Origin of the sequence: Amycolatopsis jiangsuensis (genome assembly GCF_014204865.1) — a bacterium.
GTDB classification, from domain to species: domain Bacteria; phylum Actinomycetota; class Actinomycetes; order Mycobacteriales; family Pseudonocardiaceae; genus Amycolatopsis; species Amycolatopsis jiangsuensis.
Window position 1 is genome coordinate 2,406,935 of sequence record NZ_JACHMG010000001.1, and the last position, 12,879, is coordinate 2,419,813.

Consider the following 12,879-nt stretch of genomic DNA (forward strand, 5'->3'; position numbering starts at 1 on the left):
CGGCCGGCGTGGGGTGAGGAAACGGAGAACCACCAGATGGGCGATTACGCCAAGGCGCTCGGGGCCAAGCTCCGCGGGATCCGCCAGCAGCAGGGCCTGTCCCTGCACGGAGTCGAGCAGAAGTCCGGCGGCCGCTGGAAGGCCGTCGTCGTCGGCTCGTACGAGCGTGGCGATCGGGCCGTCACCGTCCAGAAGCTGGCCGAACTGGCCGACTTCTACGGCGTGCCGGTGGTCGAACTGCTGCCGGAGGGCCGCGTGCCCTCGGGTGCCGAGCCCGCCACGAAGATCGTGATCAACCTCGAGCGGCTGCAGCAGCTGCCCGCGGAGAAGGTCGGCCCGCTGGCCCGCTACGCGGCCACGATCCAGAGCCAGCGCGGCGACTACAACGGCAAGGTGCTCTCCATCCGCACCGAGGACCTGCGCTCCCTGGCGATCATCTACGACATGACCCCCGGCGAACTCACCGAGCAGCTCATCGACTGGGGCGTCCTCCCGCCGGAAGCCCGGCCGTCCAAAGAGGACTGACGCCCGCGGCCGGCCACCCCGCGACGTGATGGGCGTCCCCGGCCCTGGGGGAGCCGGGACACCCACCACATCCCGCTCCGAGGTGGGCGGGGCGGGATGGGATGGGGCGAGCGGGGCCGTGGCGGTGCCGGCCGTGGTGAAGCCGGGCCGTGGTGAGGCCAGGCGTGGTGGAGCGGCCCGTGGCGAGACCGAGCATGGTGAGACGGGGCCGTGGCGGGGCCTGCCGTGGTGAGGCCGGACATGGTGAGGCGAGGCCGTGGTGAAGCCAGCCGTGGCGAGCTTGGGCATGGTGGAGCGAGGCCGCGGTGAGGCGGGACGGGGCGGTCCGGCCACCGGCTCCCGACCGCCCGGCGTGCCCCTGTTCCGACTCCGCTCGGTGATCAATGTGCAGGAACGGTCCCTATCACGTCAGTCACCCTCACCGCCCGGTTAACCCGAACGGGTGCCGAACAAGCTCCCGCCACGGTGAGCTGAACCTCCGGCGAACCCCGCCGAAGCTCACCGTGTGCCGTGAAGGCCTCTTTGGCGACACAGGTCCTGTTTACCTACTGTGGTTGTCATGGGTGGTGGCGACGAGATTAGCGCAGGTCAGGGCCAGCGTCAGCCGGTGCTGGACTCCTACGGCCGATTGTCGAAGGTGCCGGACACGGGCGAGCTAGAGAAGATCGACACCCAGTGGGCGGATAACCGAAAGGTGATCACGCGGGTTGGCGCCCGGCTGGGTGCGGAGTTGCAAGATGGGCTCTCCGCATGGAAGCGGGGTGTTCGTCGGCCGGGGTGGGAACGGCTGCTGGAGCGGGTGGAGTCGGGTGAGTCGGACGGGATTGTGGTCTGGCACACCGACCGGCTGTTCCGGCAGCCGCGCGACCTGGAGACGTTGATCGATCTGGGTGAGCGCGGGTTCAAGGTGTATTCCGCGCATGGTGAGCGGGACTTGGCCGATCCGGACGACCGGTTCATTCTGCGGATCGAGGTCGCGCACGCGGCCCGATCCTCGGATGACACGTCCCGACGCTTGAAACGCCGGTTCGCGACCTACCGGGAACAGGGCAAGGACACCGGTGGTCAGCGCCGGTTCGGGTTCCCGGGCAAGGACACGCGATGGGAGCCCGAGCTGGGCCAGACCAACGCGGACCGGCCGGAGGTTGCCGGTGAGCAGGTCGAGCAGGAACGCGCGGCGATTCGTGACGCGGCAGTCTTGCTGCTCTCGGAGGACGGTTCCGCACAGAAGGTGGCCGATCTGTGGAACGCGCGCGGTCTGCGGTCGGTGAACGGCCTGGAATTCACCTCGGACACGGCGACTGCGATCATGAAGCGGCAGGCGCTGGGCGGGTTCGTCGTCCACAACGGTGAGATCGCGGGGCGCTTGCCGGGTGAGGCAGTGTTGGACAAGCGGACATTCGAGCGTGTGCAGGCCATGTATGCGGGCCGCAAACGTGGCCGGGTCGCGGGTAAATCGTATGTGGGGACCGGGATTCTGCGGTGCGCGGTGTGCAGGCGGAAGTTGAGCGCGCGCACCAACAGGACGGCGACCTACCGCGAGGATGGGCAGTGGCGCTTCCAGTACTTCTGCCCGAAGCAGCGGCGCGGATGCGGCACGGTGTACGTCGACGGACGCGCGGTCGATCGGGAGTTGCTGGCGTTCACCGTGGAGCGGCTGTCCGACGAGCGGCATGCGCACGAGGTCGCGGTGTTGCAGAGCCGGACCAGTGACCGGCTCGCCGAGGTGCGCGCGGAGATCGCGCAGATTGAGGTGCTGCAGCAGGGCTTGTCGGAGCGACTGGGGGCGCGTCGGATCTCTCTGGATGCGTTCGATGTCGCGAACGAACCTTTGGCGGCTGATTTGGCGCGGTTAATTGCGGAACGGGACGAGTTGACCGAGGAGGTCCCGGCCGGGCCGACCGAGGTGGCGTCGGCGCAGACACTGGCCGACGAGTGGGAGAAGGGAGATACCTCGGAGAAGCGAGCGATGTTGACCCGCGCGTTAGGGCGGGACCGGATGACGGTCTTCCCGGCCGACCGCACTGGGAAGCGGGAGTTCGACCGATCCCGGCTCAAGCCGCAACCCCCGACTGCGGCGCCGTGATACGGCAGTCGATCTCCCGCAGATGTGAGCGTCGGGTTGCCTATAGAAGGGCGATGATCGGGGTTGCCAGCGGTGTTGATCCTGAGTTGAGCCGACGTCCCCTTGACCTCATCGTTCTCGCCGGCGGAAACTTCGGCCGTCCGTTGGCTACTGCTGGCTGACCTCGTCTGGTGCCGTGTTGGACGAATGTTGCACCCAACCGCAAGTCTCACCGGTGCGTAGTGCGTTGGGTCGCGGGGAGTCCCGTTGAGCGGCCTGCGGAGGTGGCCGTAGCCGGCATGTCCGGCTCCGGCATTGGCCAAGGCGCTGCGGGTGAGCATCTGATAGTTCGCCTCACGGGCCGACGCTTGAACCCGCCATCACAGCCTGTAACGCCGATGGCCGCGTGGCCGACTGTGTGTAGACGTCGGCGATCGGTGCGGCCATTGGGAGGTCAAGTGGTAAGCGTAGAACTCGCAGACATGCCTTCGACACCCGAGGGGCTCGAAGACTACGTAGCAGCACTATTTCAGGCTTCTGGCAATTACGTGGAGAAGAACCTGATACAGCGCGATCCAAGTGACGTACTTGAATTGGATGTTGTGGCGACTAAGTATGATTCAATGTTGCCTGAATCGCTAATTGCCGAGGTTAAGAGTGGTAATTGGGGATATCCAGACCTGTTCAAGGTTCTTGGTTGGATGGCCTACCTGGGGAAGCCTGAGGGTGTACTGTTTGCTGCAAAGTCCTCCAGTAAGGACATCTCTCTTGTAGCAAACAAGTTTGCGCCGTGGGGGTTAAAGGTAGTCTGCTTCGAAGGTGCAATAGAACCCCTTTCCGTTTTCAGTGACGCGGGTTTAGGGAGAACCCCAGAAAAGGATTCGGTCGACTCATGGAGATTCTCTTATGAGATCGAGAGAAAGCTTGTTGGCACACTGATTAAGGCTGCCAGGTCAACAGATAAACGGGGACCCCAGGTTGCAGTAAAGTACCATCGACTTGTCAATGGCGGTGTCTTTTTCGCTGAATCCGAGACCCATGCCGTTGCTGCGCTTTACGGTGAGTTTCAACGGCACCCGAGGCTTACCCTCTCGACTGCCCACGAGCAGGACGGCCGAGACTTTGACGACGCGTTAAACGGTCAGCAAAGCGCACTCTACGGGCAGGCGCTGAACGATGGTGAACATCCACTCCTACAGGCTTGTTTCTATACAGAGCACATGGCAAGGCTATCGATCCTACGGGCTGCTGTCGACATATGCTGCAGGGTCACGAGTGAACTAGATCGACGCCCATCTGATGAGGACTGGAACGCCGTCGAATTGGATGGCCTGCCTGCCACTTTTTGTTCTGGCCTGAGATGGCTTTCTCGTCAGCATACATTTTATCGATATGCACTCTTCTGGCAGAACATACTCTGGAATTGGGGCGGATTTGTGCTTACCGACCAGATCGACGATGAGCATGCATGGATGTCAGAAGAGTCCGGCGTTCCGGTCGACGAGATAGCCAGCGCAATGTTGGCATTCGACAAGTTCTTTCCATCATCAAGCAGTTGGATAACCGATTTTTCAGGATCGAAACTGTCGGTCGTGAAACTAGTTCCGGCATATTTTCGCGGAATTGGCTGCCATCGACGAAATGTGAGATATAATTGGGATAATAGCCTGAAAAGTGTCTTACTGTCGAAGTATTCTAAGCAATGTATTTCAAAGTGGAATCACTCCGCTGTGCAATTTCTTGCAGGCATTTGATGATCGATAGCTTGTGTGCATAGAAATAACCGAGTATCGCTCACCTACTTGTGGGTATCTAGCTGCAAGTGGGTGCCCACTGCGCCATCTCGTTGACCCGGCGCAGCCGGAACACGTCGGGTCAAAGAATGCACCTTTCCTACGGTCCGCAGCATGCCAGCCTAACTGCCCCCCTTAACGCGGCGTAATAGCCCTCCGTGAAGGCCCCGGCTAGTACTCCAGCCGTAGATCGTGATGTTCATGGTTCTCGGGTGGCTTGTCGCTGGTAGTGGGCCTGCCGTGCTCGGTATTGGTGTTGTCTGCGCCAGATCGAGCAGCGTAGTCGGTGCGCGATGTCGGTGATCGGTGTGATGGCGAGTGTGGCGAATAGGTGCTGGACTTCGTTGCAGGTCAAGGAAATCCAGTCGGTCGAGGTCGCTTGCCGGGTGCGCTCGGTGGCGGCAACGATGGTGAGGAAGGCGTGGGCGAGCATCGCCAGGATGGTCCAGCGGTGCCAGGAGGTCCAGCGGCGGACTTGGTGCTGGTCAAGTCCGGTGAGTCCTTTGCTGGTTTGGAAGGATTCCTCGACGCGCCATCGGGTTCCGGCCACCCGCACCAGAACGGGCAGCGCGGTGGCAGTGGCTGCGAAGCAGCGGTAGAACGCGAGTTCTTTCGTGCGGCGGTTGCGCCGGATCAGCAGCCACCGGTGTCCCGCCGGTGTGGTGTCAGGGTCGATGTCGATCAGGGCCCAGTCGTAGTAGCGGTGTCCTTTCGCGCCCGCACCGGCGGAGAAGCGTTGCCACACGTGTTTCGGCAGCCGTCCCGCGAGGTCGTCGGGGCGGAAGGTGCCGACTCCGGTCGCGACGCGGCGGTCGCGTCCGATGGCCAGCACGTAGCCGGCACCACGGTGTTCCAGTTCCGTGCGCAGGTGCGGGTCGGCGCCATACACTTCGTCGCCGGTCACCCAGGACGCCGTGATTCCGGCGTCGAGGGTGCGGGCGATCATCTCGGTGGCCAGCGCCGGTTTGGTCGCGAACGCGATGTTCTCGTCGATTCCGGCCGCGTGGCAGCGTTCGGGGTCGCTGGTCCAGGACTTCGGCAGATACAGGGCCCGGTCCACGAAGGCGTGTCCCGCGGTGGTGGCGTAGGTCAGATAGACCGCGACCTGGGAGTTCTCGATCCGCCCAGCAGTGCCCGTGTACTGGCGCTGCGTCCCGACCGTGTGGCTGCCTTTCTTCACATCCCCGGTCTCGTCCACGATCAGGACCGCGTCAGTCTCACCGAGGTGCTCGACCACGTAGTCACGCAGGTCGTCGCGTACCGCGTCGGCGTCCCACACCGCCCGCGCCAGCACATGCTGCAACCTGTCCGGGCTCGGGTCCCCGACATACTCGGCGATGGTCCAGCAATTCTTCCGCGGCAACTCAGACATCAACCCCAGCAACAACTTCTCCGCCCCACGACGCGGTTCGACCCGCCCGAACCGGCCCGCGATCCGCCCCATGAGCTCATCGAACATCGCCCGCCACCGGACAGGGTCTATGCTCACACCTGCGGCCGTCAGGCGATCTTGGGAAGTCCACACAACCAACCATGATCAACTGTCGGCCGCACCCATCTCCAGGCACCCCCCCCACCAGCCCCGATCACGAAGTCCGGCTGGAGTACTAGGCGTGAAGGTCAGCCGGTGAAGGTGCGTACGTGCTCTCATGGTTCATCGGTGATGCCTTAAGAGGTCGGGTTGCCGATCCGGGAATCGGGGGAGTGTGCTGGGTGGTCATCGCTGCCTAGCCAAAGGTCGGTGCAGTGTCAGTCACTGTGTCGTGCCTCGATGCGGCGCAGGATCGCGGCGACGTCGGCAAGTTGTTCGTGGGTCATCGGTTCCATCGCTGCCACGATGGGGCGCCAGTAGGCGCGGGATTCCTCGCTGATCTGTGATGCCGCATCGCGCGGCGTGCGCTCGTCGTCGGTGGCCGGTGGCCTAGCTGCCATCGGCGTCCCCAGGGAGGGAGTCAGGCCCAGTGGTCTCTCCGCCCTGTTGTCGGGGGTTTTCAGAGATGTCCCGTTGCTGGGTCCCTGCGGTCCCTGAGTCGTGTTTCCGCTGGTCAGTCCAGGGACTTTGAGTCAGGGACCGGTCAGGGATAAGTCCCTGACTCCCTGCCGAGTCCCTGTCTTCCTCCCTGCTCTCGTCGGCACCGGCGCGCTGACGGTCGGCAAGCGCGGCGGCGAGGTCGTCGGCGCGGATGACCTTGTTCCCGTCCGACTTGGCCGGGGCGAGGCCGTGCGCCGCGAGTGCGGCGGTCAGGTCTCGCAGGGTCCACCCGTCGTACTCCTCCGGGTTCCGGGCGATCAGCCGGGCGAGTACAACCTGCGTGCGTACCCGCTTCTCTCCCGCGCAAACGGCCGCGATGTCGGCGAGATGATCCACCGCGACGGGCGCGGCTGTTTCAATCTGTGGTCGGGCACCGGCCTCGATCTCCCGGCCCGCCTCTTCGATCAGTTCCATGGCGCGGGCGATGACCGGGGTCACGTCGTCGGCGCCGTCCTCGAACGGTACGTAGAAGGTTCGCACCAGTTCGAACGTCTCATCGGTGATGCCGACGGCTACGCAGGTTCCTCGATCGGTGTTGATGCGTAGCTCGGTGGCGCGGATGCCGGCCGAATACTTGCCCGACCCCAACAGCCCGTCGTTCGCGACCTGGTCGGCCACGGAGAACGCGACACCACAGGAGACGTTGCGGGTGATCTCGCGAGGAATGCTGTCCTTCGTAGGTGACTGCGTCGCGAGCAACAACACGATGCCGTACTTGCGTCCGCGCTTGATCAGCCGCACCGCCAGCTCTGCGGCCTTCTTGCCGTACTTCGGGTGCTGGAACAGTTCGTGACACTCGTCGATCCCGCACACCAGCGGGTGCAGCCCAAGTCCACGCTTGTCGGCCAGCTTGCGCGACACCTTCGGCGGACGCCCCGGCTGTTCGCCCAGTACCCGGCCGCGTCGCTCCATCTCGGACAGCAGATCCGCGAGTGCCTGCGTGGCGGCTTCGGCCACGCTGTCGTCCATGCCCATCCGGTAGCGGGTCAGGCGTGGTGCGAACGGGTCGAAGTCCGGCGACTCGCCCATGACGAACGCCCACAGTTCGGCGGTGGGATCGAGCGCGGCGCCGAGCAGTAGCGTCCGCAACGCGGCCGACTTGCCTTGGCCGGGCCTGCCGCCGATCAGCCAGTTCACCCCGACCAGCGGGGCGTTGATGACCTGGCCGCGTTGCGACAGTCCGAACGGGACACCCTCGAATACGTCTACCTGTCCTTCGTGGACCAGGGGCCAGGCACCGGCCCCACCTTGCAAGACACCCTTGTCGGCAACCCACAAATCAAGAAGGCCGTCTTCATCTCCCTTGGTGGGCCAGGTTTCCAGCGACGCGCGTCCGAGGTTCGCGGCCAATTTCGACCGGCGGGCCGCGACCATGTCAGCGGTGACGCCGAGTGGCAACCTGATTTGCGCGAACGTGCCATCTCCGTCCTTGCGCGCCACAACGGTGTAGGCCAGCTCACCTCCGTCCTTATAGAACCGATCCAACGGAGAAATTCCCAGGTGTGCCAACGCTTTCGAGATCATCCGCTCATCGATCCACGAGTCGGCATCCGCACGGTCCGGGCGTACCAGCCAACCGGCACCGGGCGCGCGGTCGCGGCCTTCGAATGCCGCTGCCACCGCCCACGCGATCGGCGCCAGCACCAGCACGACCGGGATTACCACCGTGAGCGCCGACCAGACTGCCGTCAGGTCCGCGTACATCTGGGCCAGCCACGGCCACATGTCCGCGCGGTCCATCACTGAATCGACCAGCCACAGCAGCGCCACGACCGGCGCCGCCACTCGCAGTGTGATCACGCACCGGCGGAGGGCAATACCTACTTTGGCCCACCTCGCCGTGGCGTCCGACCGGATCAACTCCTGCGCGGTCCTCCGTGCTTCGGAATCCCCGGCCAGCCGCGCGCGTCGCGCGTCCGCCCGCAGGTCGGCATAGGTGGCCCAGTTCCAGAACTTGACCAGCCACCGCCCGTTGCCCCGCAGTACGAACCAGATCAGCCGCACGACGTCCAGCGGAGCCTTACGCGCCCGGTACGCAGCCACCGAGCGTGCGCGCAGCAGCGGTCCGGAGCGCCAGAGCCGACCGGAGGCCCCGCACCACGTTCGCCACCATTTCGTCCGACGGCCGGATGCCGCGCGGGTTCGTGGTTGAGGCAAGGTGTCGTCGATCAGTTCGCCGTCCAGCACTGGACCGACGTGTTCTACGTCCTGTGTGCCGGTTGGGCTCAACGCCGCGTGGTTCTCCTCGTGCCGTTCGGGTTCAGCGCTCATCGCGGTCCCCCTTCCCGACCTCGGCGGCCAGCGTGGCGGCAAGCCGGGAGGACAAGCCGCGCGAACAGCCGGAGACCTCCCGTACCCACGCGGGGGTGACGACAACTCCCGGCGCCCACGCTTGGCGAGCGACGGCGAGGTAGTCACCGAACAACTTCCGCCGTACCGGACGCTCCGGGTCCGGCACGCGCGGTTCATGAACTACTGCTCCGTTCATGGCATGCGCGAACGCGACCTGGACGGCTTCGGTGAGCTTGTCCCGCAGATCCGTCACCGCCTCGGCCGCGACGAACACGACCAGCGGCGGAACCGAATGCAGCACCACTCCGGCCGGCGAGCCCGCAGCCCACGATGACCAGGTGTTCATCACGTACGTGGCCGCAAGCGTGAACCACTTCGCCGCTCGCACCCACCGGCCGGTCCGTACCTGGTATCGCGCGGTCACCTGCTCTGCACGCAGGATCGCCAACAGCACTAGGCACACCGTCGGGTCCAGCAGCCACGCGGTTGACCAAGGCAGCGACCACACCGACGCGCCAGCGGCGGCGAATCCCTGGACATTGGCGGTCGTGAATGCCAGCCCGAGCAGAATCCCTGCCCAGCACAGCTGGTCTACCTGGGTACGCACCTGCTCTACCCGCAACGCCACTACGTCCGGGTCGGTCTGCCAGCGTCGCACCTCTGCCGCTGCTGCAGAATCCTCGGCCAGCCGCAATGCCTTGCGGTGCACCACCGGCACGTTCCGATCAGTCCTGATCATCGGCGCTCACCACCCCGGCGCCTCGTGGTGTCCAGCGACGTCACCGTCAAGGCACGAGTCAGGACATGAGCGGCGACCAGATCGGGAAGCCCGAGTACGACAACGAGCAGTGTCGGGTTGCCGGGATGGGTGATCACCAGCCACTGAACACCCATGAACGCGGCGCCTGTGAACAGCACCCGCCCGGCCAGCGACACCACCCGCGCACCGGCCCGAACCCGTTCTTCCGCCCGACGTGCCTTCCGCGCGCCCAGCCGCCACACCGCGAACAGTGCGACCAGCACCAAGGCCCCGGTGAGGATCTGCGCCGACGTGAGGTTGAGCGTCATCGCGCCTCACCTCCCCGGCGGCGTGCCCACACGGGGTGCAACGCCCGCCGGTCGGTGTCCGGCAACGCGCCCCAAACCCCGAGTGTGTCCGGCCCGGCAGTGCGGAGTTCCAGTTCAAGACACTCGTCGATCACCGGGCATCCGGAGCAGAGGCGGGAGGCCAGCTCGCGGTCCGGCTGGTCGTCCCCGGTCAGCTCGGGAATGTCAGTGCGATCGAAAGCCCAGAAGCACAAACCATCCCTGATCACCACGTCCGTGAGCACGCCGGTTGACGCGCTTGCGTATCGATCGAGCCGGGCAGCCATCTCCGTATAGCGGTGTTCAGTCATCGCGCACCCCCGTTGAGCGCACGTCGCAGTTCAGCGGCGGGGATGACGAGCCGGGACCGGCGTCGCACGGCGCGGAGTGCCCCGACCCGGACAGCGCGATGAACTTCGTTGAGGTCGACGCCGAGAATCCACCCGGCGTCAGCCAGCGAGTAGAACGCCGGACCACCGGCGTCAAGAATTTTCTTCTGCATTGGATTGAGTCCCTTTAAGTCAAGAACGATGATTTAAGCTGAAATTAGGAGCTGATTTAGTCGCACGATGGCGCGTAAATGGTCCGAACGCGCGACGCGGAGTCGATCTCGGCCGCGTGGAATCCGTTACGCGCTAATCTCGGCGCTGAGGCGGACCACGGAGGAATGGGTGTCGGAAGACTGGGCGGCGGTCGCGAGGGTCATCAACGAGCGCGTGCAGGCGCTCGGATGGAAGCAACGCGAACTGGCCGCGCGTTCGCAGGTCTCCCAGGCGATCGTCCGGGAAATTCAGAACCACACCGTCGAACGCAAGCGCAGCGATCGGACCTTGGAAGCTCTGGCTTTGGCCCTCGGGCTGCACCCGCAACACCTGCTGGCCGTGTTGCACGGCCGGATTCCGCCGGCCCCGGGCCAACCTCGGGAAGACATGGAGGACGCAGTGTCCGCACGGCTTGCGGTGATTGAGCTCCGGCTCTCCGAGATCACCGAACAACTCGCCGGGCTGAGGGCTGACCTCGGTGCGGCGCTGGGCAACCGGGACGAGCAGTAGGGGGCTGATGTTCAGCGGCGCGCCGCGCTTCTGCGGCTGGACCACTGGCCGGTGTTCGAGTTCCTTCATGCCTCAAGAGAACGGCACCTGGGCACCTTTTCGCAGGTGGCTGAAGTTAACCGCGGAACCATTAACTGCAATAAACTTCGCAGGTCAGCGCGGTTATCGCGAAGGTTCGGCCGATGGCTGATACCAGGCTTCAAGCCGTCCGCAGACAGCTCGACTACAAAGCCGAAGAAGTCATTCGGATGCTGCTGCGGCGCGCCGACGAACTCGGCACGCCGGTCATGTCGGCAACAAGTCTCAAAGTCAAGCTGTCGCGCTGGGAGAACGGGCACGAAGCCGCCAGCCAGCCATACCGGCGGCTGTTCCGCGACGTGTACGGCCGGACGAACGACGAACTCGGCTTCCCGCCCGAGGAGACCGACGACGAGGCCGAAGAACTCGTGTCCCGCCTGACTCTCGCGCGGTCGGTCGACGCTGAGACCGTCGACATCTTCCGGCGCCAGGTTGACCAGGCACGGCACGTCGACCGCCGGTTGGGCGGGGTGCCCCTGCTTGACCAGTTGCGCAGCAACATCGATCAGCTTCAAGGCCTTCTCGGCTTCAGCACCATGCGCGGCCAGCGCGAAGCTTTGGCCGGGGTGCTGACCGAAGCATCCGCGTTGGCCGGCTGGGAAGCGCTCGACCGCAACGCCATCCGGCAGGCGTGGGAGCACCACGAAACGGCCAAGTCGGCGGCCCGTGAAGCAGGATCACCGATCCTGCTGGCGCATTCGACGGCGCAACAGGCATTTATCTTGATCGACCTTGGGGAGGTCGAGATGGCGGTAGGGCAGCTCGCCGAAGCACGCAAACTTGCCGAGCGCGCGGCGCCACCGCTTTTGCGTTCCTGGATGGCGGCAGCGCACGGCGAAGGTCTCGCCGCAGTGGGCCAGCGCGACGACGCATTGCGTGCGTTCGACGCGGCGGACGCGCTGCTGCCCACCGATCCGGTGGACCCGTCGTTGCCGTTCCTCTTCCTGGGCGGGGCGCATCTTGACCGCTGGCGTGGCAACGCGTTGAGCAAGCTCGGCGAACCGGACGCAATCCAGCAGCTCACCACCGCCCTGCTACGGCTACCACCCGACTTCATCCGGGCCAAGACAGGAATGCTGGTCGACCTCGCAATCGCCTACGCGGCGGCGGGCGACCGTGATGCCGCGCTTACCCACGCACGGCAGGCGCGGCGACTCGCGGGACAGATCAAGTCCGACCGGCAGCTACGCAGGCTCGGGCGCCTGATCCTGCCCGGCAGCGTTGCCGGTGCCGCGTGAAGCGACGTAGTACAGCAGCGGTACCAGCGCGCCCGCGCCGAGAAGTTCCTGCCGCTGCGCCAACTCCGTTATCCGGCTGAGCGGGACCCATTCCAGCCTGCCAACCTCTTCGGTGTCGGTTGGCTCCCCAACCTTTTCCGCCGCACGCCACAGATAGACGTCCGTACCTGCGGTTACCTGACCAGGCAACGGCTCGAAACTGATCAGATGCTCGGCCTCGCCGAGCGGCTGATAGCCACTCTCTTCCCGGATCTCCCGGGCAGCCGTGGCAGCCGGTTCCTCACTTTCCTCGACCAGACCGCCGAGCAGTTCGTAGCCCCATTGATCGGTGGCGAACCGGTAGCGCCAGAGCATCAGCACCCGATCACGATCATCCACGACCAGGCCGATGGCGATCCGCGCCAGATGCACTACGTGGTACTCCCACCGCTCACCGTTCGGCGCCTGCACGTCGGTCAGGCCAAGCCGGACCCACTTGTTGTCGTAGACGGTCCGCTCGCCGAAGGTCTTCCACGCCCCATGCTCGTCAGTCACGCCCAGCACCCTACGGGGCTGTCAACGTCCATGGCATCTCCATCCAATGTCCGTTGAACGCTCCGGGCCAGCCGCCGTCGTGAACGCATATCAGCAGGTCAGGCTAGGTGCGGATGCTCACAGGGGTGATCTCCGGCTTTCTCCGGACAGGTTGTTGCCGGTTGGCTACTATCGGTGCGAGGCT

The 12,879-nt window shown here is 65.0% G+C and carries 13 protein-coding genes; 5 read left to right on the forward strand and 8 right to left on the reverse strand.

Annotated elements, in window-relative coordinates:
- Positions 1-36: 36 nt before the first annotated feature.
- The 3 genes from bldD (at position 37) to BJY18_RS10470 (ending at position 4,344) form a co-directional block, all read left to right on the forward strand.
- Positions 37-525: a transcriptional regulator BldD gene (gene bldD, locus BJY18_RS10460; RefSeq protein ID WP_003096372.1), complete on the forward strand. Its 489-nt coding sequence runs from the start codon at positions 37-39 to the stop codon at positions 523-525.
- A gap of 559 nt (positions 526-1,084) precedes the next feature.
- Complete coding sequence (locus BJY18_RS10465; protein WP_184779793.1) at positions 1,085-2,611, forward strand: recombinase family protein; 1,527 nt, start codon at positions 1,085-1,087, stop codon at positions 2,609-2,611.
- Between the two features lie 461 nt (positions 2,612-3,072).
- A complete protein-coding gene (locus tag BJY18_RS10470) occupies positions 3,073-4,344 on the forward strand; it encodes a hypothetical protein (RefSeq protein ID WP_184779794.1) in 1,272 nt (423 codons plus the stop codon).
- Positions 4,345-4,582: 238 nt separating this feature from the next.
- Here BJY18_RS10470 and BJY18_RS10475 read toward each other — a convergent pair whose 3' ends face one another.
- The 7 genes from BJY18_RS10475 to BJY18_RS37985 all read right to left on the reverse strand — a co-directional run bounded on the left by BJY18_RS10475 (position 4,583) and on the right by BJY18_RS37985 (position 10,295).
- A complete protein-coding gene (locus BJY18_RS10475; protein ID WP_446680338.1) occupies positions 4,583-5,842 on the reverse strand; it encodes an IS701 family transposase in 1,260 nt (419 codons plus the stop codon).
- Between the two features lie 290 nt (positions 5,843-6,132).
- Positions 6,133-6,315, reverse strand: coding sequence for a hypothetical protein (locus BJY18_RS10480; protein ID WP_184779795.1), 183 nt, complete (start codon positions 6,313-6,315; stop codon positions 6,133-6,135).
- Entirely contained in the window at positions 6,305-8,686 is a 2,382-nt protein-coding gene (locus tag BJY18_RS10485) for an FtsK/SpoIIIE domain-containing protein (RefSeq protein ID WP_184779796.1), read from the reverse strand. Before BJY18_RS10485 ends, BJY18_RS10480 begins: the two co-directional genes overlap by 11 nt.
- Entirely contained in the window at positions 8,676-9,446 is a 771-nt protein-coding gene (locus tag BJY18_RS10490) for a hypothetical protein (protein WP_184779797.1), read from the reverse strand. Before BJY18_RS10490 ends, BJY18_RS10485 begins: the two co-directional genes overlap by 11 nt.
- Positions 9,443-9,775, reverse strand: coding sequence for a hypothetical protein (locus BJY18_RS10495; RefSeq protein ID WP_184779798.1), 333 nt, complete (start codon positions 9,773-9,775; stop codon positions 9,443-9,445). Before BJY18_RS10495 ends, BJY18_RS10490 begins: the two co-directional genes overlap by 4 nt.
- Positions 9,772-10,104: a WhiB family transcriptional regulator gene (locus tag BJY18_RS10500; protein WP_184779799.1), complete on the reverse strand. Its 333-nt coding sequence runs from the start codon at positions 10,102-10,104 to the stop codon at positions 9,772-9,774. The genes BJY18_RS10495 and BJY18_RS10500 overlap by 4 nt, the downstream gene beginning before the upstream one ends.
- Positions 10,101-10,295, reverse strand: coding sequence for a helix-turn-helix domain-containing protein (locus tag BJY18_RS37985; protein ID WP_376774651.1), 195 nt, complete (start codon positions 10,293-10,295; stop codon positions 10,101-10,103). The genes BJY18_RS10500 and BJY18_RS37985 overlap by 4 nt, the downstream gene beginning before the upstream one ends.
- Before the next feature lie 169 nt (positions 10,296-10,464).
- On the opposite strand from BJY18_RS37985, the gene BJY18_RS10505 reads away from it, so the two are divergent.
- Together BJY18_RS10505 and BJY18_RS10510 are read left to right on the forward strand one after the other, a co-directional pair.
- The gene (locus BJY18_RS10505; protein ID WP_184779800.1) at positions 10,465-10,845 is read left to right on the forward strand and encodes a helix-turn-helix domain-containing protein; all 381 of its coding nucleotides are present in this window, start codon (positions 10,465-10,467) and stop codon (positions 10,843-10,845) included.
- A gap of 182 nt (positions 10,846-11,027) precedes the next feature.
- The gene (locus BJY18_RS10510; protein WP_184779801.1) at positions 11,028-12,161 is read left to right on the forward strand and encodes an NsdA family TPR-like regulatory protein; all 1,134 of its coding nucleotides are present in this window, start codon (positions 11,028-11,030) and stop codon (positions 12,159-12,161) included.
- On the opposite strand, the gene BJY18_RS10515 is transcribed toward BJY18_RS10510, so the two are convergent.
- Complete coding sequence (locus BJY18_RS10515) at positions 12,108-12,695, reverse strand: NUDIX hydrolase (RefSeq protein ID WP_184779802.1); 588 nt, start codon at positions 12,693-12,695, stop codon at positions 12,108-12,110. The two genes, BJY18_RS10510 and BJY18_RS10515, sit on opposite strands and share 54 nt — an antisense overlap.
- Positions 12,696-12,879 lie beyond the last annotated feature (184 nt).

What these genes read in the sequence shown, in the direction of transcription:
- bldD (WP_003096372.1), top strand. Translation starts at nt 37, where the DNA reads ATGGGCGATTACGCCAAGGCGCTCGGGGCCAAGCTCCGCGGGATCCGC.
- BJY18_RS10465 (WP_184779793.1), top strand. Translation starts at nt 1,085, where the DNA reads ATGGGTGGTGGCGACGAGATTAGCGCAGGTCAGGGCCAGCGTCAGCCG.
- BJY18_RS10470 (WP_184779794.1), top strand. Translation starts at nt 3,073, where the DNA reads ATGCCTTCGACACCCGAGGGGCTCGAAGACTACGTAGCAGCACTATTT.
- BJY18_RS10475 (WP_446680338.1), bottom strand. Translation starts at nt 5,842, where the DNA reads ATGTTCGATGAGCTCATGGGGCGGATCGCGGGCCGGTTCGGGCGGGTC.
- BJY18_RS10480 (WP_184779795.1), bottom strand. Translation starts at nt 6,315, where the DNA reads ATGGCAGCTAGGCCACCGGCCACCGACGACGAGCGCACGCCGCGCGAT.
- BJY18_RS10485 (WP_184779796.1), bottom strand. Translation starts at nt 8,686, where the DNA reads ATGAGCGCTGAACCCGAACGGCACGAGGAGAACCACGCGGCGTTGAGC.
- BJY18_RS10490 (WP_184779797.1), bottom strand. Translation starts at nt 9,446, where the DNA reads ATGATCAGGACTGATCGGAACGTGCCGGTGGTGCACCGCAAGGCATTG.
- BJY18_RS10495 (WP_184779798.1), bottom strand. Translation starts at nt 9,775, where the DNA reads ATGACGCTCAACCTCACGTCGGCGCAGATCCTCACCGGGGCCTTGGTG.
- BJY18_RS10500 (WP_184779799.1), bottom strand. Translation starts at nt 10,104, where the DNA reads ATGACTGAACACCGCTATACGGAGATGGCTGCCCGGCTCGATCGATAC.
- BJY18_RS37985 (WP_376774651.1), bottom strand. Translation starts at nt 10,295, where the DNA reads ATGCAGAAGAAAATTCTTGACGCCGGTGGTCCGGCGTTCTACTCGCTG.
- BJY18_RS10510 (WP_184779801.1), top strand. Translation starts at nt 11,028, where the DNA reads ATGGCTGATACCAGGCTTCAAGCCGTCCGCAGACAGCTCGACTACAAA.